At 63.1% G+C, this 18187-nt stretch carries 22 protein-coding genes; 2 read left to right on the top strand and 20 right to left on the bottom strand.

What is annotated here, in order from left to right; genetic code table 11:
- Positions 1-36: 36 nt before the first annotated feature.
- The 14 genes from hisS to iscR all read right to left on the bottom strand — a co-directional run bounded on the left by hisS (position 37) and on the right by iscR (position 11499).
- Positions 37-1326: a histidine--tRNA ligase gene (hisS, locus tag IFT44_RS05215; protein WP_122479544.1), complete on the bottom strand. Its 1290-nt coding sequence runs from the start codon at positions 1324-1326 to the stop codon at positions 37-39.
- A 22-nt stretch (positions 1327-1348) separates the two neighbouring features.
- Positions 1349-2458 carry a flavodoxin-dependent (E)-4-hydroxy-3-methylbut-2-enyl-diphosphate synthase gene (gene ispG, locus IFT44_RS05210; RefSeq protein ID WP_122713484.1) on the bottom strand — a complete coding sequence of 370 codons (1110 nt, stop codon included), beginning with the start codon at positions 2456-2458 and terminating at the stop codon, positions 1349-1351.
- Between the two features lies 1 nt (position 2459).
- Positions 2460-3443: a RodZ domain-containing protein gene (locus tag IFT44_RS05205; RefSeq protein WP_192104258.1), complete on the bottom strand. Its 984-nt coding sequence runs from the start codon at positions 3441-3443 to the stop codon at positions 2460-2462.
- A complete protein-coding gene (pilW, locus tag IFT44_RS05200; protein ID WP_043186565.1) occupies positions 3440-4195 on the bottom strand; it encodes a type IV pilus biogenesis/stability protein PilW in 756 nt (251 codons plus the stop codon). The genes IFT44_RS05205 and pilW overlap by 4 nt, the downstream gene beginning before the upstream one ends.
- Positions 4196-4209: 14 nt before the next feature.
- Complete coding sequence (rlmN, locus tag IFT44_RS05195) at positions 4210-5358, bottom strand: 23S rRNA (adenine(2503)-C(2))-methyltransferase RlmN (protein ID WP_122479547.1); 1149 nt, start codon at positions 5356-5358, stop codon at positions 4210-4212.
- A 28-nt stretch (positions 5359-5386) separates the two neighbouring features.
- Entirely contained in the window at positions 5387-5812 is a 426-nt protein-coding gene (gene ndk / locus IFT44_RS05190; RefSeq protein ID WP_043186559.1) for a nucleoside-diphosphate kinase, read from the bottom strand.
- An 88-nt stretch (positions 5813-5900) separates the two neighbouring features.
- Positions 5901-6101, bottom strand: coding sequence for a Fe-S cluster assembly protein IscX (gene iscX, locus IFT44_RS05185; RefSeq protein WP_122479548.1), 201 nt, complete (start codon positions 6099-6101; stop codon positions 5901-5903).
- A gap of 13 nt (positions 6102-6114) precedes the next feature.
- Complete coding sequence (gene fdx / locus IFT44_RS05180) at positions 6115-6456, bottom strand: ISC system 2Fe-2S type ferredoxin (protein WP_122479549.1); 342 nt, start codon at positions 6454-6456, stop codon at positions 6115-6117.
- Positions 6457-6459: 3 nt separating this feature from the next.
- Positions 6460-8322 (bottom strand): Fe-S protein assembly chaperone HscA, encoded by a 1863-nt coding sequence (hscA, locus tag IFT44_RS05175; protein ID WP_192175544.1) that lies wholly within the window; start codon positions 8320-8322, stop codon positions 6460-6462.
- Between the two features lie 46 nt (positions 8323-8368).
- Positions 8369-8890, bottom strand: coding sequence for a co-chaperone HscB (gene hscB, locus IFT44_RS05170; RefSeq protein ID WP_192104260.1), 522 nt, complete (start codon positions 8888-8890; stop codon positions 8369-8371).
- An 8-nt stretch (positions 8891-8898) separates the two neighbouring features.
- Complete coding sequence (iscA, locus tag IFT44_RS05165) at positions 8899-9222, bottom strand: iron-sulfur cluster assembly protein IscA (protein ID WP_122479552.1); 324 nt, start codon at positions 9220-9222, stop codon at positions 8899-8901.
- Positions 9223-9312: 90 nt separating this feature from the next.
- The gene (gene iscU / locus IFT44_RS05160; protein WP_043186545.1) at positions 9313-9699 is read right to left on the bottom strand and encodes a Fe-S cluster assembly scaffold IscU; all 387 of its coding nucleotides are present in this window, start codon (positions 9697-9699) and stop codon (positions 9313-9315) included.
- A gap of 53 nt (positions 9700-9752) precedes the next feature.
- Positions 9753-10967: an IscS subfamily cysteine desulfurase gene (locus IFT44_RS05155; protein ID WP_122479553.1), complete on the bottom strand. Its 1215-nt coding sequence runs from the start codon at positions 10965-10967 to the stop codon at positions 9753-9755.
- A gap of 34 nt (positions 10968-11001) precedes the next feature.
- Positions 11002-11499 carry a Fe-S cluster assembly transcriptional regulator IscR gene (gene iscR, locus IFT44_RS05150; RefSeq protein ID WP_122479554.1) on the bottom strand — a complete coding sequence of 166 codons (498 nt, stop codon included), beginning with the start codon at positions 11497-11499 and terminating at the stop codon, positions 11002-11004.
- Between the two features lie 150 nt (positions 11500-11649).
- On the opposite strand from iscR, the gene IFT44_RS05145 reads away from it, so the two are divergent.
- Positions 11650-11877: a hypothetical protein gene (locus IFT44_RS05145; RefSeq protein ID WP_192175543.1), complete on the top strand. Its 228-nt coding sequence runs from the start codon at positions 11650-11652 to the stop codon at positions 11875-11877.
- Positions 11878-11923: 46 nt separating this feature from the next.
- On the opposite strand, the gene cysE is transcribed toward IFT44_RS05145, so the two are convergent.
- Positions 11924-12703 (bottom strand): serine O-acetyltransferase, encoded by a 780-nt coding sequence (cysE, locus tag IFT44_RS05140; RefSeq protein WP_185794077.1) that lies wholly within the window; start codon positions 12701-12703, stop codon positions 11924-11926.
- Entirely contained in the window at positions 12704-13456 is a 753-nt protein-coding gene (gene trmJ / locus IFT44_RS05135; RefSeq protein ID WP_192104264.1) for a tRNA (cytosine(32)/uridine(32)-2'-O)-methyltransferase TrmJ, read from the bottom strand. It lies immediately after the preceding gene.
- A 133-nt stretch (positions 13457-13589) separates the two neighbouring features.
- Here trmJ and suhB point away from each other — a divergent pair, with 133 nt between their 5' ends.
- Positions 13590-14405 carry a type III secretion system regulator SuhB gene (gene suhB / locus IFT44_RS05130; RefSeq protein ID WP_122479557.1) on the top strand — a complete coding sequence of 272 codons (816 nt, stop codon included), beginning with the start codon at positions 13590-13592 and terminating at the stop codon, positions 14403-14405.
- A gap of 88 nt (positions 14406-14493) precedes the next feature.
- Here suhB and argE read toward each other — a convergent pair whose 3' ends face one another.
- The 4 genes from argE to IFT44_RS05110 all read right to left on the bottom strand — a co-directional run bounded on the left by argE (position 14494) and on the right by IFT44_RS05110 (position 18104).
- Positions 14494-15648, bottom strand: coding sequence for an acetylornithine deacetylase (gene argE, locus IFT44_RS05125; RefSeq protein WP_192104266.1), 1155 nt, complete (start codon positions 15646-15648; stop codon positions 14494-14496).
- Entirely contained in the window at positions 15645-16322 is a 678-nt protein-coding gene (locus IFT44_RS05120; protein WP_192175542.1) for a DUF1028 domain-containing protein, read from the bottom strand. Before IFT44_RS05120 ends, argE begins: the two co-directional genes overlap by 4 nt.
- 13 nt (positions 16323-16335) lie before the next feature.
- Positions 16336-16746: a RidA family protein gene (locus tag IFT44_RS05115; protein WP_122713495.1), complete on the bottom strand. Its 411-nt coding sequence runs from the start codon at positions 16744-16746 to the stop codon at positions 16336-16338.
- A 62-nt stretch (positions 16747-16808) separates the two neighbouring features.
- On the bottom strand, positions 16809-18104 hold the full coding sequence (locus tag IFT44_RS05110) for a flavin-containing monooxygenase (RefSeq protein ID WP_192104269.1): 1296 nt from the start codon (positions 18102-18104) through the stop codon (positions 16809-16811).
- Positions 18105-18187 lie beyond the last annotated feature (83 nt).

The following is an 18187-nucleotide window of genomic DNA, read 5'->3' as shown; positions in this document are numbered from 1 at the left end:
GCTCCTATTCGCGCAAATGCTTGATGCTTGCTTGATTCAGCCCTGCACAACGCAGGTCGCCAGATGATCGGCCAATGCCGACCAGGCAATGTTCTGTTGTTCGCCCTGGCCGCGCAGGGGTTTGAAACCTACCACTTGTTGGGCCAGTTCGTCGTCCCCCAGGATCAAGGCATGCAACGCACCGCTCTTGTCGGCTTTCTTGAACTGACTCTTGAAGCTGCCGGCACCGGCATTGACCATCAAGCGCAGCCCAGGCACTTCGTCGCGCAGCCGCTCGGCCAGGGTCAGACCTGCCAGCTCGGCCTGCTCGCCAAATGCACACAGGTACACATCGACCTGTCGGGAAATCGACTCGGGCACCTGCTCCAGGGTTTCGAGCAGCAGGATCAGACGCTCGATGCCCATGGCAAAGCCCACGCCCGGTGTCGGCTTGCCGCCCATCTGCTCGACCAGGCCATCATAGCGGCCACCGGCACAGACGGTGCCCTGGGCGCCCAGCTTGTCGGTGACCCATTCGAAGACGGTCTTGCTGTAGTAGTCCAGGCCACGCACCAGCTTGGGGTTGATCACGTAGGGAATGCCGGCGGCGTCCAGACGTGCCTTCAAACCTTCGAAATGCACGCGCGACTCGTCGTCGAGATAATCCGCCAGCTTCGGTGCGTTGACCAACACCGCCTGGGTTTCCGGGTGCTTGGTATCGAGCACGCGCAGCGGGTTGGTTTTCAGGCGGCGCTGACTGTCCTCGTCGATCTGGTCCAGGTGCGCGGTGAGAAACTCCACCAACGCCTCGCGATAGCGACCGCGCGCTTCGCTGGTACCCAGGCTGTTGAGTTCCAGGGTGACCGCGTCACGAATACCCAGCAGCTTCCACAGCCGCCAGGTCAGCACGATCAGCTCGGCATCGATGTCCGGGCCGTCGAGGTTGAACACCTCCAGGCCAATCTGGTGAAACTGGCGATAGCGCCCTTTCTGCGGCCGCTCATGACGAAACATCGGCCCCATGTACCAGAGCTTCTGCACCTGGCCACCACCGCTCAAGCCATGTTCGAGCACTGCCCGAACACAGGCTGCAGTGCCTTCGGGGCGCAGCGTGAGGGAATCGCCGTTGCGATCCTCGAAGGTGTACATCTCTTTTTCGACGATATCGGTGACTTCGCCGATGGAGCGCTTGAACAGGTCGGTGAACTCGACGATGGGCATGCGGATCTGGCGGTAGCCGTAGCCGTCCAGCAAACCGGCCACGGTGCCTTCGAAGTAGCGCCACAGCGGCGTCTGCTCGGGCAGGATGTCGTTCATGCCACGAATGGCTTGCAGAGTCTTGCTCACAAAATATCCTTAGAAATCCCGGTTAGCCGCGAATGATCAACGCCGCGTCGGCTTCGACCTTTTCCGCTGCCTTCTGCCGGATCAGCCTTTCGAGCTCATCCACCAGATTGTCGTTGGTCAGTTTCTGTGACGGCTTGCCGTCGATGTAGATCAGGTTTGGCGTACCGCCAGTCAGACCGACATGGGCCTCCTTGGCCTCGCCCGGTCCGTTGACCACGCAACCGATGACCGCGACGTCCAGCGGCACCAGCAGGTCTTCGAGACGCCCTTCCAGTTCGTTCATGGTCTTGACCACGTCGAAGTTCTGTCGCGAACAGCTGGGGCAGGCAATGAAGTTGATGCCACGCGAACGCAGGCGCAACGACTTGAGGATGTCGTAACCAACCTTGACCTCCTCCACCGGATCGGCTGCCAGCGAAATGCGAATGGTGTCGCCGATACCGTCGGCCAGCAGCATGCCCAGACCGACCGCCGACTTGACCGTGCCGGAGCGCAGGCCACCGGCCTCGGTGATGCCCAGGTGCAAGGGCTGGATGATCTGCTTGGCGAGCAGGCGATAGGCGTCGACGGCCATGAACACGTCGGACGCTTTCACGCTGACCTTGAAATCGTGGAAATCCAGGCGCACCAGATGCTCGACGTGACGCAGCGCCGACTCGACCAGCGCTTCGGGCGTCGGCTCGCCGTACTTCTTCTGCAGATCCTTTTCCAGCGAGCCTGCGTTGACGCCGATCCGGATCGGGATACCGCGATCGCGAGCGGCATCGACCACGGCACGCACGCGGTCTTCGCGACCGATGTTGCCGGGGTTGATGCGCAGGCAGTCCACGCCCAGTTCGGCCACACGCAAGGCGATCTTGTAGTCGAAGTGGATGTCTGCCACCAGCGGCACGCTGACGCGCTGCTTGATGCGACCGAACGCCTCGGCGGCGTCCATGTCGGGCACGGACACGCGCACGATGTCGGCACCGGCATCGACCAGACGCTGGATCTGCCCCACGGTGGCATCGACGTCATTGGTATCGGTATTGGTCATGCTTTGCACGGCAATGGGCGCATCGCCCCCCACCGGTACCGAGCCAACCCATATTTTGCGCGATTCGCGGCGCTTGATCGGAGATTCACCGTGCATGTTATTGCCCCAGCTTCATGCGAGCAGTATTGCCCTTGGTAAAGGGCGCGACATCCACCGCTTGACCGTTGTAAGTCACCTGGGCGGCATTGGCCACGCCCAGGCGTATGGCGAACGGCGGCTTGCCGCCGACCTGAAGATTCTCGCCGGAACGCTTGAGACCGCTGTACAGGACCTTGCCGGTGGCATCACTGACCTGAGTCCAGCAATCGGCGACGAAGTTGATCCCGACCTGGCCTTGCCCGGCCACTGGAGCCTCAATGGGCGCAGGGACGGCAGCCGGGGCGGCAGCACTGCTAGTCGGGGCGCTGCTCGGGCTCGGCGCGGCAACGGTCGCTGGTGTCTGCGCCGCAACCGGCGGCTGCGGCGCCGTGGCGGCAGGCGTACCGGTGGTGGCCGGGTCGACCGGGGCCTGGCCCTGGTTCAGGCTCAAGGCCGTCGGCTCGCCTTCGCGCGCAGCCACGACCGCCTGGTCTTCAGGCTCGTCGAGCGGATGGATCTGGGTGGTGCCATCGGCGCTTTCGACTTCGACGTGCTCCAGCGCGACGTTGGTCGGATCGGTGCCCCGCGCGGTGGTCTTGTCCTGCCACCAGAGGAAACCGCCACCCACCAGCGCCAGTACCAGCATCAGGCTGACGATGCGCAGCAGGTTGTGAGCCAGGCGCGATGGTTCTTCGATGCGACCCAGGCCATGCACGTTGCTGCCCTGCGCATTGGTGCCCGTGTACTGGTCGAACGCCTGCACCAGTACTGCCTGATCCAGACCCAGCAACTTGGCATAGGCGCGGATGTAGCCACGGGAAAAGGTGTGCCCGGGCAGCTTGTCGAACGCGCCCGCTTCCAAGTTGGCCAGCGAGGTGGGCGTGAGATTGAGCCGGGCGGCCACCTCAGGCAACGACCACTCTTTGCTTTCGCGGGCCTGACGCAAGGTATCGCCGGGGTTTACACGAGAGCCTGCTGCTACTTCGGGATGCGCCGCTTTCATCTTTGCTCCGACAGGTATTGCTGATATTCCGGCGTACCGGGATAAAGCCGTTTGAGTTGCAGGCCATAACTGGCGGCCTTGTTCTTGTCTTCGTAGACTTTCGCCAGACGCGTGCCAAGCAGCAGGCTGCGCGCGGTGTGCTCGCTCAGCTGGGTGAACCGGTCGAAATACTCCTTGGCCGGCACATAATGCATGTCCTGGTATGACATCTCGGCCATTTCCAGCAATGCACGGGGCTGCTGCCGATTGAGCCGCAGGGCCTTCTCCAGGTTCTGCTGTGCCACCTCGCGTTGCCCAAGGGCCACTGCGGTCATGCCGAGGTTCTCGAAGACCCGTGAACGCTCCGGGTAAAGCGTATCGGCGGCGGCCTTCTCGAACAGTTCATAGGCTTCCTTGTAGCGTTTCTGCTCGTACAGGAAACTGCCGTAGTTGTTCAGGATACGGGCATCGCTGCGAGCGTTCAAAGCCTTGCGAAAATGCTGCTCGGCGAGCTCCGGTTCCATCTCCGCCTGGAACACCAGGGCCAGTGCGGCATTGGCGTCGGCGTCGGAGCTGTTCAGCTCCAGGGCCTTTTTCAAGGGAATCTTCGCCCGTTCGGTACTGCCTTCCTGCAGGTAGCCCAGGCCCAGTTGCACATAGGCCTGACGTGCCTCGTCCCGCCCCTTGCTGGTGTCCATCGGATTGACCTTGCCCGTGGTGACGCAGCCGGTCAGCAAGGCGAATACGATCAGCAGCGCAGCGCGCAGGGTCATGGGGTTCCTCTCGTTCAGTTCCGATTCGCGGCAGTTTGCGGCATATCGGCCTCAGCGCCTAATTGGCGTACGGCGATGTAGCGTTCACTGCGGCGCGTGCGGTCCATGACCTGACCCACCAACTGGCCACAGGCCGCGTCGATGTCCTCGCCGCGGGTGGTGCGTACGGTGACGTTGAAGCCAGCCTGATGCAGGTGATCCTGGAAACGACGGATCGCATTGTTGCTCGGGCGCTCGTAGCCGGAATGCGGGAACGGGTTGAACGGAATGAGGTTGACCTTGCAGGGCACGTTCTTGAGCAACTCGACCATTTCCACGGCATGCTCGAGCTGGTCGTTGACGTCCTTGAGCAGGGTGTACTCGATAGTCAGCACGCGCTTCTCGCCCAGCTGCGACATGTAGCGCTGGCACGACTCGAGCAGCATCTTGAGCGGGTACTTCTTGTTGATCGGCACCAACTGGTTGCGCAACGCGTCGTTGGGCGCGTGCAGCGACAGGGCCAGGGAGACGTCGATGTGATCGGCGAGCACGTCGATCATGGGCACGACACCCGAGGTCGACAGGGTGACCCGGCGTTTGGAGATGCCATAGCCCAGGTCATCCATCATCAGGCGCATGGCCGCGATGACGTTGTCGAAGTTCAGCAGCGGCTCGCCCATGCCCATCATCACCACGTTGGTGATGGCACGGTCGACGGTCGCCGGGACGCTGCCGAAGGATTTGTTGGCAATCCACACCTGGCCAATGACTTCGGCGGCGGTGAGGTTGCTGTTGAAGCCTTGTTTGCCGGTGGAGCAGAAACTGCAATCCAGCGCACAGCCCGCCTGGGACGACACACACAAGGTGCCACGCTTGCCCTGGGGGATGTACACGGTCTCGACGCAGCTGCCGGACGCCACGCGCACCACCCACTTGCGGGTGCCGTCGGTGGAAATGTCCTCGCTGACCACTTCGGGGCCGCGGATCTCGGCACAGGCCTTGAGCTTTTCGCGCAGGGCCTTGCCGACGTTGGTCATGGCATCGAAATCGTCCACGCCAAAATGGTGAATCCACTTCATGACCTGACCGGCACGAAAGCGCTTCTCCCCGATCGAGTCGAAGAACTGTTCCATTTCCGGTTGAGTCAGACCCAACAGGTTCGTCTTGCCAGTCATATCAGTCATGGGTTCACCTTCACTCGTTGGCCGTGGCTTAGCGAGTGGTTACTTCGGTAGTAGCGAAGAAGTATGCGATTTCGCGGGCAGCAGCGGCTTCGGAGTCCGAACCGTGGACGGCGTTGGCGTCGATGGATTCGGCGAAGTCGGCACGGATGGTACCGGCAGCAGCTTCTTTAGGGTTGGTAGCACCCATCAGTTCGCGGTTCAGAGCGATGGCGTTTTCACCTTCCAGAACCTGGACGACGACCGGGCCGGAAGTCATGAAGGCAACCAGCTCACCGAAGAAGCCACGAGCGCTGTGTTCGGCGTAGAAGCCTTCGGCTTCGGCTTTGGACAGTTGCTTGAGTTTCGAGGCAACGACGCGCAGGCCGGCTTTTTCGAAACGAGTGGTGATCTCGCCGATGACGTTCTTGGCGACGGCGTCGGGCTTGATGATGGAGAAAGTACGTTGAACAGCCATGTGAAACTCCAGAAACAGTGATTGAAGCGAAAAATTAAACCCGCGAATTATACGCGGGTTCCGGGGTATTGCCTAACCTGCAAATCGATCAGTCCTTTTCGGCAGCCCAGAGGGTCTGCACCGCCTCGAGCACCTTCTCGCCGACGCGACCGGAGGCGTCGTCGAAATCGGGCAGCGCCTTGATCATCTGCTGCAGGCGGGTGAAGCCGATCGAATACGGATCGAGTTCCGGATGCCGTTCTTCCAGCTCCTCGGCGATCCGCTGTACATCATTCCAACCATAGCTCATGACGATTCCTCGGTCAGTGCGGCGCTTCGGCGGCGTGATTGAGCGAGTACTTGGGAATCTCGACGGTGATGTCCTGGGTGCCGACCTTGGCCTGGCAGCTCAGGCGCGACGTCGGCTCAAGGCCCCAAGCGCGATCGAGGAAATCCTCTTCCAGCTCGTCGGCTTCTTCCAGCGTGTCGAAACCGGCACGGATCACGCAATGGCAGGTGGTGCAGGCGCACACGCCGCCACAGGCACTCTCGATCTCGATGTGATGATCGTGGGCAACGTCGAGCAGCGACCGGCCAGTTTCAGCTTCGACCACCATGCCGTCCGGGCAATGCTCGGCGTGGGGCAGAAAAGTCACCTTCGGCATCAGTTATTCCTCAATTTCATTCAGGTTGCGCCCTGACAGGGCGTCTTTCACGGCATTGTTCATACGACGCGCGGCGAAGGCATCGGTCACCTGCGACAGCAGCTTGGTCTGCTGTTCGATGGCCGGACCGTCGTCGCCCTTGACCCGCGCGCGCAACTCGTCCATCTGCAGGCCGATCACCATGCGCTCTTCGTCGTCGAGCAAACGCTCGCCATCGGCGTCCAGCGCGGCCTGTACCGCTTCGAGCAGACGCTCGCCGTCGACCTGGTGCTCGCGCAGCTGGCGAGCAACCTTGTCGTCACCGGCGTACTGGAAGGAATCGGTGAGCATCCTGGCGACCTCGCCATCGGTCAGGCCATAGGAGGGCTTGACCTGAATGCTCGCTTCCACGCCAGAGCCCAGCTCGCGCGCGGACACACTGAGCAGGCCATCGGCATCGACCTGAAAGGTCACGCGGATCTTCGCCGCGCCGGCCACCATGGCTGGGATGCCACGCAGCTCGAAACGGGCCAGCGACCGGCAGTCGCTGATCAGCTCGCGCTCACCCTGCAGAACGTGCACGAGCAAGGCCGACTGGCCGTCCTTGTAGGTGGTGAAATCCTGGGCACGCGCAACGGGAATGGTGGTGTTGCGCGGAATCACCTTCTCCATCAGCCCGCCCATGGTTTCCAACCCCAGGGACAGCGGGATGACGTCCAGCAGCAACAGCTCGCCGCCGTCGCGCTTGTTGCCGGCCAGGGTATCGGCCTGGATGGCGGCACCGATCGCCACCACCTGATCGGGGTCGATGTCGGTCAGCGGCTGGCGCCCGAACAGCTCGCCGACCGCTTCACGTACCCGCGGCACGCGGGTAGAGCCACCGACCATGACCACAGCAAGGATCTCGTCGATCTCGATGCTGGCGTCACGCACGGCGCGTCGGCAGGCCTTGAGGCTGCGCGCGACCATGGGTTCGATCAGCGCCTGGAAGGCGTCGCGAGTGAGCTCCGCGCTCCAGCTGCCGTATTCGATGGTGGTGCTGTACGACTGACTCAGGGCTTCCTTGGCAGCGCAGGCCGCCTGCAGCAATTGGCGCTGCGCACCAGGGTCGAGGTTGGCGGATACGCCCGCCTGCTCGACGATCCAGCCTGCGATGGCATGATCGAAATCGTCGCCACCCAGCGCGCTGTCGCCGCCGGTGGCCAGCACTTCGAAGACCCCGCCGGTCAGGCGCAGGATGGAGATATCGAAAGTGCCACCGCCCAGGTCGTAGATCGCCACCAGCCCTTCGGCGTGCTGATCCAGGCCATAGGCGACGGCAGCGGCCGTCGGCTCGTTGAGCAGGCGCAGCACGTTCAGCCCGGCCAGGCGCGCGGCGTCCTTGGTGGCTTGACGCTGGGCGTCATCGAAATAGGCGGGAACGGTGATCACCGCCCCGACCAGGTCGCCGCCCAAGACGTCTTCGGCGCGCTGGCGCAGGGCCTTGAGAATATCGGCAGACACTTCCACCGGGCTTTTCGGCCCTTGGACGGTCTGGATGAACGGCATGTGCGACTCGCCACCGACGAAGCGGTAGGGCAATTGCTCGCCCAGCTGCTTGACGTCGGCCAGGCCACGGCCCATCAGGCGCTTGACCGAGAGCACGGTGTTGAAAGGGTCGCTGGCGGCGGCAGCCTTGGCAGCCGCTCCGACCTCGACACGATCGGCGTGATAGCGAACGGCAGACGGCAGGATGACCTGCCCGTCTGCGTCTGCCAGGGGTTCGGATAGACCGCTGCGCAGCGCAGCGACCAGCGAATTGGTAGTGCCCAGGTCGATCCCCACGGCCAGACGACGCTGGTGTGGTTGAGGACTCTGGCCAGGTTCGGCGATCTGCAGTAGGGCCATGCTTATCAGGTCAGGAATTCAGGCGTGTGGCCGTAGCGACACTGGGTTAATCGTCGAGGCGCTCTTCGAGCTGGCGCACTTCATAGGAAAGCTTGTCGAGAAACTGCATGCGCCGCATCAGGCGTTCGGCCTGTTCGCGTTGCGCCGCGTCATCCCAACAGGCAGCGAAGCTGTCTTCGAGTTCAGCCTGCGCGGCCTTGACCCGCCGCTTGAAGGCGGCCACACCGGGCAAGTCGGCGCTGTCCTGCAGGTCTTCGAGCTCTTCGCGCCACTGCATCTGCTGCAGAAGAAAGTCGGGGTCATGGACCGTGACTTCCTGCGGTACTTCCTGCCCACCGATGGACAGCAGGTAACGCGCACGCTTGGGCGCAGCCTTCAGGGTCTGGTAGGCATCGTTCAAACCCGCGGACTTTTCCAGCGCCTGGCGCTGCTCGCGCTCGGGAGCGTCGGCAAAGCGATCGGGGTGGACTTCACGGGCCAACTCGCGGTAGCGGGTAGCCAGCTGGTCGAGATCCAGGCGAAAGCCGGGCTTGAGGTCGAACAGGGCGAAATGACAAGGAGTACCCACGGTCAGCCTCAGATATTGAAGCTTTCGCCGCAGCCACATTCGCCGCGTACGTTGGGGTTGTTGAACTTGAAGCCTTCGTTCAACCCTTCCTTGACGAAATCGAGTTCGGTACCGTCCAGGTAGACCAGGCTCTTGGGATCGATGATCACCTTGACGCCATGGTTCTCGAAGACCTTGTCTTCGCTGCCGGCTTCATCGACGAACTCCAGCACGTAGGCCAACCCCGAGCAACCGGTGGTGCGTACGCCCAAACGAATGCCGTCACCCTTGCCACGCCCTGCCAGGGAGCGGCGAACGTGATTGGCGGCGGCTTCTGTCATGCTGATGGCCATCGTGACTCCTTACCTGCAAACGGTTGCGCGCGAGCGGTCACCCGCACCGCGCTGTATCGAACCTGCGACTATGTCCAGCTTCGCTCTGACTCAGAGCAGACCTTTCTTCTGCTTGTAGTCGCGTACGGCCGCCTTGATGGCGTCCTCGGCGAGCACCGAGCAGTGGATCTTCACCGGCGGCAACGCCAGTTCTTCGGCCAGCTGGGTGTTCTTGATGGTCTCGGCTTCGTCCAGGGTCTTGCCCTTCATCCACTCGGTGGCGAGGGAGCTGGAAGCGATGGCCGAACCGCAGCCGTAGGTCTTGAACTTGGCATCTTCGATGATGCCCTGCTCGTTGACGCGGATCTGCAGACGCATCACATCGCCGCACGCCGGAGCGCCGACCATGCCAGTGCCGACATCGGCATCTTCGGCGTCCATCTTGCCCACGTTACGTGGGTTTTCGTAGTGGTCGATGACCTTTTCACTGTAAGCCATGATATTGATCCTTACTGAAACTCATCAGGTAAGCCGCTCTTGCCGGCAGCTACTTAGTGCGCCGCCCACTCGATCTTCGAGATATCGACACCGTCTTTGTACATGTCCCACAGCGGCGACAACGCGCGCAGCTTGGTGACGGCCTCGCAGACTTTCTGCGCGGCGTAATCGACTTCTTCCTCGGTGGTGAAGCGACCGAAGGTGAAACGAATGGAGCTGTGTGCCAGCTCGTCGTTGCGGCCCAGGGCGCGCAGCACGTACGAGGGCTCGAGCGAGGCCGAGGTGCACGCGGAACCGGAAGACACTGCCAGGTCCTTGAGGGCCATGATCAGCGACTCGCCTTCGACATAGTTGAAGGACAGGTTCAGGTTGTGCGGTACGCGGGCAGTCAGGCTACCGTTGACGTACAGCTCTTCCAGGTTTTCGACCTGCTGGTAGAACCGGTCGCTGAGGGCCTTGATGCGTGCGTTCTCGTCCGCCATGGTTTCCTTGGCGATACGGAAGGCTTCACCCATGCCGACGATCTGGTGCGTGGCCAGGGTGCCCGAACGCATGCCGCGCTCGTGACCACCGCCGTGCATGGCAGCTTCCAGACGAACGCGCGGCTTGCGGCTGACGTACAGCGCGCCGATACCCTTGGGGCCGTAGGTCTTGTGTGCCGAGAACGACATCAGGTCGACCTTGAGCGCGGCCAGGTCGATGTCGACCTTGCCGGTGGACTGCGCAGCATCGACATGGAACAGCACGCCGCGCGAACGGGTCAGTTCGCCGATGGCCGCGATGTCGTTGATCACGCCGATCTCGTTGTTCACGTGGATGACCGAAACCAGGATGGTGTCGTCGCGCATCACCGCTTCGATCATGGCCGGGGTGACCAGGCCATCGGTGCCGGGCTCGAGGTAGGTGACGTCGAAGCCTTCACGCTCGAGCTGGCGGGTGGTGTCCAGCACCGCCTTGTGCTCGATCTTGGTGGTGATGATGTGCTTGCCCTTGGTCTGGTAGAAGTGCGCCACACCTTTGATCGCGAGGTTGTCGGACTCGGTGGCACCGCTGGTCCAGACGATTTCGCGCGGGTCGGCACCGACCAGGTCGGCCACTTGGCGACGGGCGTTTTCGACGGCTTCTTCGGCTTTCCAGCCGAACACGTGCGAACGGGAAGCCGGGTTACCGAAGTTCCCGTCCATCTGCAGGCATTCGATCATCTTCTGTGCAACGCGTGGATCCACTGGCGTGGTCGCGGAGTAATCGAGGTAAATCGGCAACTTCATTGGTATCTCCTATCAGGCGGCTAACCTGGCTTTCTCATTCGACGGCAGACGTTTCGATCTTGTCCAGGCGTTGCGTGCGGCCGTTGCTGTTGCAACGGCGCAGGTCCTGGCGCTGGGCGACTTCTTGCACTTCACGGCGAGTGACAAGGTCGGACAGACTGATGCCGCTCAAAAATTCATGGATCTGCTGGCTGAGGTCGCACCACAGGTGATGGGTCAGGCAGGTGTCTCCGGCGTGGCAATCACCCAGGCCCTGGCACTTGGTGGCGTCGACCGATTCGTTGACCGCGTCGATGACCTGTGCAACCTGGATGCCTTCCATTTCGCGGGAAAGCTGGTAACCACCGCCCGGGCCGCGCACGCTGGACACCAGGTTGCCCCGGCGCAGCTTGGCGAACAGTTGCTCCAGGTAGGACAGCGAAATGCCCTGGCGCTCGGAGATGTCGGCCAATGAGACCGGCCCACGCTGCGCGTGCAATGCCAGGTCAAGCATGGCAGTGACGGCGTATCGGCCTTTAGTTGTCAGTCGCATGGCTATTACCACGGGTTCTCGGAATAGGTTCGATCATCCTATTTCCGAGTAAATTTGTCAACTATAAGTCCTACTGAATTACTAGGACTTGAGTGCAAAAACGGCGGCGCAATGATAGCAGACTAATGATGCAGGAGGGAGAACCCCATCGTGCGCACTCCCCCCGCAGGAGCGGCCATCGGCCGCGAAATGGATGCCGCGGTGGATCTGCCAGACCGAGGTGCGCCTTTCGCGGCCATGGACCGCTCCTACGGGGGTGTCGAGGCACGCGTAGGAGCGGTCATCGGCCGCGAAATGGGCGCCGCGGTGGATCTGCTGGACCGCGGTGCGCCTTTCGCGGCCATGGACCGCTCCTACGGGGTATCGAGGCACGCGTAGGAGCGGTCATCGGCCGCGAAACGGACACCGCGGTGGATCTGATGGATCAGGGATTGGCCTTGCGCTCCGCACCCTGCACGCATTCGAAATCCTCGTCACGCAGGGGCGGCAGGTCCTTGGCACGGTAGTCGCTGCCCAACTGGTTGAGCGCGCCACACATGCCCTCGAGGCGCCCATCCACTGCATGCAGGTGATCGAGCAGTTGGCCGATGGCCCTGGCCACCGGGTCCGGCATATCTTCCCCACCGACACCGTAGGCATCGAAGCCGATCTTCTCGGCCATGGCCTTGCGCCGCGCATCGAGCTGGTCGTCGCTCTTGACGATGATCTTGCCCGGGATCCCCACCACGGTCGCGCCGGGCGGCACCTCCTTGGTCACCACCGCATTGGAGCCGACCTTGGCCCCGGCGCCCACGGTGAACGGCCCGAGCACCTTGGCGCCCGCCCCTACCACCACGCCGTCGGCCAGGGTTGGATGGCGCTTGCCTTTGTTCCAACTGGTACCGCCCAGGGTCACGCCCTGATAGATCGTCACATCGTCGCCGATCTCGGCCGTCTCGCCGATCACGATGCCCATGCCGTGATCGATGAAAAACCGCCGGCCCACCGTGGCGCCCGGATGAATTTCGATCCCGGTCATCCAGCGACCGAAATTCGACACCACCCGCGCCAGCCATTTCAGATCCCGCTTCCACAAGGCATGGGCCGCCCGATGCAGCCAGATGGCGTGCATGCCGGGGTAGCAGGTCAATACCTCGAACGCATTGCGCGCAGCCGGATCGCGATGAAAAACACTCTGGATATCTTCCCGCAGACGTTCGAACATTTACTGATCCTTGCGCTTATGCGGCTCGCCCCGAGCGACCTTCTGGGTCTCGGTGAGAATGCCGCGCAAAATACTCATTTCCGACTTGTTCACGGCGCTGCGGCCAAACAGCCGACGCAGGCGCGCCATCAAATGCCGCGGTTTTTCCGGGTCGAGAAAGGCGATATCGACCAGCGTGTCCTGCAGATGGCCATAGAAGCGCTCCATCTCGTCGCTGGTCGCCAGCTCTTCGGCCTTCTCCACGGCAGCCGCCGGCCGCTTGCCCGCCAGCCAGGCCATGCGCACCTCATAGCCGAGCACCTGCACAGCAGCCGCCAGGTTCAGCGAGCTGAAATCGGGGTTGGACGGGATGTGCACATGGAAATGACAGCGTTGCAGCTCGTCGTTGGTCAAGCCCGCATGCTCGCGGCCGAACACCAGCGCGATCTGCTTGCCCTGCCCCGCTTCGTCGATGACTTTTTCGCCGCATTCACGGGGATCCACCAAGGGCCAGGGCAGGCTGCGGTCGCGGGCGCTGGTACCCAACACCACCGTGCAGCCCACCAGTGCCTCTTCCAGCGTGGCGACCACCTGGGCGTTTTCCAGCACGTCGCTGGCACCCGAGGCGCGCGCCTCGGCTTCGGGCGACGGAAAATCGCGGGGCTCGACCAGCACCAGCCGCGACAGGCCCATGTTCTTCATGGCGCGCGCCGCTCCACCGATGTTGCCGGGATGGCTGGTATTGACCAGGACGACTCGGATGTTATCCAGCACGGCTAGGGCTCTGTGTCGGGGAAAGGGCGGCAAATATTACAGAAGGCCTATAACTAAGGCTATGTCCCTCTTCTTGTCCACGACTTTTCTGCTAGAATGCGCGGCTTTCTTTAACGACCTAGGTGAAACGTCCATGCAGCCCATGCTGAATATCGCGCTGCGCGCCGCCCGCAGCGCCAGTGAATTGATCTTCCGCTCCATCGAGCGCCTGGATACCATCAAGGTCGACGAGAAAGATGCCAAGGACTACGTGTCCGAAGTCGATCGCGCCGCCGAACAGAAAATCATCGACGCCCTGCGCAAGGCCTATCCAACCCACGGCATCCGTGGCGAAGAAACCGGCTTCCACGCCGGCAGCGGCGAAGGCGAAGACTACCTGTGGATCATCGACCCACTGGACGGCACCACCAACTTCCTGCGCGGCGTCCCGCATTTCGCCGTCAGCATCGCCTGCAAATACCGCGGTCGCCTGGAGCACGCGGTGGTTCTGGACCCGGTGCGCCAGGAAGAATTCACCGCCAGCCGTGGCCGTGGCGCCCAACTCAACGGTCGCCGCCTGCGTGTCAGCGGTCGCACCAGCCTGGACGGCGCCTTGCTGGGCACCGGCTTTCCGTTCCGTGACAACCAGATGGACAACCTCGACAACTACCTGGGCATGTTCCGCAGCCTGGTGGGCCAGACCGCCGGCATCCGCCGCGCCGGCTCCGCCAGCCTGGATCTGGCCTACGTCGCCGCGGGCCGCTTCGACGCATTCTGGGAGTCGGGTCTGTCGGAATGGGACATGGCTGCGGGCGTGCTGCTGATTCAGGAAGCAGGCGGTCTGGTGAGCGATTTCACCGGCGGCCACAACTTCCTCGAAAACGGCCACATCGTGGCCGGCAACACCAAGTGCTTCAAGGCGGTGCTGACCGCCATCCAGCCGCACCTGCCGGCTTCGCTCAAGCGCTGAGCGCCGAGCGCCGACGCGACAAGCGCCGCGACGAAAAAAGCACCCTGATGGGTGCTTTTTTCATGCCCGAGATTCACGCCAACACGGACTATTCTTCGCAGGCAAAGGCCAGTATTCGACCCAGCATCTCGTCGCAGCCAGCCAGTTGCGCGATGCTGACGAACTCATCGGGCTTGTGCCCCTGCGCCATGCTGCCCGGCCCGCACACCACCGTGGCGATACCTGCCTGATCGAACAGCCCGCCTTCGGTGCCGAACGCCACTGTGGAGAACGCCCGCGAACCGCTGAACCGTGCGATCCAGCCAGCGGCCTCGCTGGCATGGCTCACGTCCAGGCCCGGATAGCTGGACAACTCGCTGAAGCGAATGGCGCTCTGGCCACCGACCGCCTGCATGGCCGGCAGCAACGTGTGCTCAGCGTAACGTTGCAGGGCCTGGGTCAACTGTCGCGGATCCTCGGCGGGCAGCGAGCGCACCTCGAAATCGAAACGGCAATGCTGGGGTACGATGTTGAGCGCCGTACCGCCCGCGATCATCCCCACCTGCACCGTGGAAAACGGCGGATCGAAGCGCTCGTTGCGTGCATCCGGGGTTTGCAGCGCCTCACCCAGCCGTCCCAGTTCGGCAATCAGCCGCGCGGCGTACTCGATGGCATTGACCCCGCTCGGCGCATGGGCCGAGTGACAAGCCAACCCCTCTACCTCGCAACGCATCGCCAGCTTGCCCTTGTGGCCGAGCACGGGCGCCAGTTCGGTCGGTTCGCCGATCACGCACAACATCGGCTGCACCGGCCGGTGACGTAACGCTTCGAGCAGCGAGCGCACGCCCAGGCAGCCGACTTCCTCATCGTAGGACAGCGCAATGTGCAGCGGCCTGCGCAGGGGTGCCTCGACCCATGCCGGCACCTGCGCCAGTACGCAGGCGATGTAGCCTTTCATGTCGGCCGTGCCGCGGCCATACAGGCGCCCATCCGCCTCGCTCAGCTGGAACGGCGGATGGGTCCAAGCCTGGCCGTCTACCGGCACCACATCGGTATGGCTCGACAGGACGATGCCCGGCACATGGTCAGGGCCGATGCTGGCGAACAGATTGGCCTTGCTGCGAGCCTCGTTGTAGATCAGCTCGCTGCTCACGCCGTACTCTGCCAGGTAGCCCTGAACGAATTCGATCAGCGCCAGGTTCGACTCGCGACTGGTGGTGTCGAAGGCCACCAACTGCGCCAGCAGATCACGGCTGGCGCTCATCGGGCGTCTCCCGGCACGCCGTAACCCGGCGCCACCGCCGGATTCAAAGCGCGGTCGAGATAGTCCTGCATCTGCGGTCGATAGGCCTGCCACAGCTGCTGCAACTCACCCAAAGGATCATGCTCGGCCCAGTCCACTCGCAGGTCGACGACGGGCCACGGCAGCTCACCTACTACTTTCAGCGCCGCAGAGTGCACCGGCCCGGCTTCGCCACCGGCGGCCAGCCCGGCCAGCATGGCATGCAGCAAGCGCTCGGCCAGGTGCCCGGAGGCCTCTTGGAACGCCTCGACCAAAGCGTCGACCACCGCGGTGGCGGCCAGCATGTTGCCTGCCGCTACGCAGTGTTCACCGCTGCGCGCATGGTGAATGCCCAAGGTCTGGCTACCACTGACATGGGCGCTGCGCCCCTGCGCATCGATGGCGATGATCTGCCGGTACTCACCGAAACCGTCGCGGCCCAGCACCTGCTGCAACGCCTCGGCAGGCGACACCTGCTGTTCGAGCAGCACAAGCGTCTGCGGGCCGAGGGCTGGCAGGGTGATGTTCTGTGACGACACCGCCCCCACACCGGCCAGCAGCCACGGGCAGCGGGCGCCCACGGCAATGCTCGAAGAACTGATGGCGATGCCCAACTGGCCGGTTTCGGCGCAGCGTGCCGCAATGGAAAAGGTCATGGCAGGGAACTCCTCATTCCGGGATGACGGCGATCACGTCGATTTCCATCAACCACTGCGGTTGGCCGAGGGCCGACACCACCAGGCCAGTGGAAATCGGGAAGACTCCCTTGAGCCAGCGGCCGACGACGTGATAGACCGGCTCGCGATAGCGCGGATCGATGATGTAGGTCGTGGTCTTGACGATATGCGACAGGTCGCTGCCCGCCTCTTCCAGCAACTGCTTGACGTTTTTCATGGCCTGCTCGGCCTGCGCCGCCGGGTCACCAAGCCCCACCAGGTTGCCGTCGAAGTCGGTGCCCACCTGACCGCGCACATACACGGTATTGCCGGCCCGGACAGCTTGGCACAGGTCATTGTCCAGGCTCTGGTTGGGGTAGGTGTCCTTGGTGTTGAACATCCGAATGCGGGTATGGGTAACCATGAACGAAACTCCTTGGCGTAGGCGTCGAGGTGACGCCACACAGTAGTGATCAACAGCTGCGATCAAGCGTTGGCGCGCAACGCGGCGGGCAAGTCCGCGGCTGACCTGGACTCGTCGTAGGCGCGGTATTTGCGCTGGGTGGCGATCTGGTCGGCGACATGCCGGGCGTCGTGCCATACGCCCCAGATAAACGCCGAACCGCGCCGCGACAACCATGGCAGACCGACGAAATAGATGCCTTGTTCGCTGCTCACGCCGCGCTGGTGACGCGGCTTGCCGTTGGCGTGGAAGGCGTCCACCTGCAGCCAGCTGTAGTCTTGAGAATAACCGGTGGCCCAGATGATCGTGGCCACGCCCGCCTCGGCCAGGTCCAGCGCCTGCAGCGGCTGGGCGATGCACGCCGCGTCGGCTACGCGCTCGCGGGCAGTGGGTTCCAGGGGCAAGTCCAGGCCGTTGCGCTCGGCATAGGCATCGGCCGCATCGAGCAGGGCCAGATAGTTCTCGTCACCCCGGTCGAGGTTGTCGTTCAGGTCCTGGGCAAAGGTGACGGTGCCATCGGCAAAGCGCTCGGTCAGGCCGACCAGCACCATCCCGGCTTGCGCCAAGCGACGAAAGTCCACGGTATGCCCGCCGCGGGCGCCACTGACGGCAATGGTGACGTGCTCGCGGCCCGCTTGCACGGTTTCGCTGTCCCACAGCCCGAGCACACCCAGCCACCAGCAGAAATCCCGTCCGCGGTAAGCGCGCGGTGGCCGATCGTGCGGACCGACCGACAGGTAGACCTTGCGTCCTGCGCGCAGCAGCTCCTCGGCGATCTGCACCCCGGATGACCCCGCACCGACCACCAGCACCGCGCCTGCGGGCAATTGCTCGGGGTTGAAATAGTGCGCCGAATGGATCTGGTGAAGCGCTGAATCAGTGGGCGCGATGGCCGGGATGACCGGTTTCTGGAACGGCCCGGTGGCCGACACCAGGTGCTTGACCGAATAGGTGCCCGCGCTGGTTTCCACGGTGAAGCCGGCGCGACCGACGTTGCGCGTCACTCGCTTGACCTCCACACCGGTCTTGATCGGCGCGTCGAATGTGCGGGCATAGGCTTCGAAATAATCGGCCACCTGCTCCTTGCCGGCGAAGCCATCCGGGTCCATGTCGAATTCCAGGCCGGGGAACCGATCGTGCCAGGCCGGGCCGTTGGCCACCAATGAGTCCCAACGGCCCGAGCGCCAGGCTTCGGCGATGCGAGCCCGCTCCAGTACCAGGTGAGGGATGCCCAGACGGCTCAGGTGCTCGCTCATGGCCACCCCGGCCTGTCCAGCACCCACTACCAGGGTGTCTATTTCGGTGATCTGTTGGTTCATCTTGGCATCCTTCGGCAGGCCGTCAGGGCTTGCCGCTGTCTTCATGAAAATTCGAAAGCCGGGCACACGGCGTCCTGCGGCAC

Origin of the sequence: Pseudomonas sp. CFBP 13710 (genome assembly GCF_014842235.1) — a bacterium.
GTDB classification, from domain to species: domain Bacteria; phylum Pseudomonadota; class Gammaproteobacteria; order Pseudomonadales; family Pseudomonadaceae; genus Aquipseudomonas; species Aquipseudomonas baltica.
Note: the sequence above shows the minus strand (reverse complement) of the source record. Positions and strands in the feature narration are given on the sequence as shown.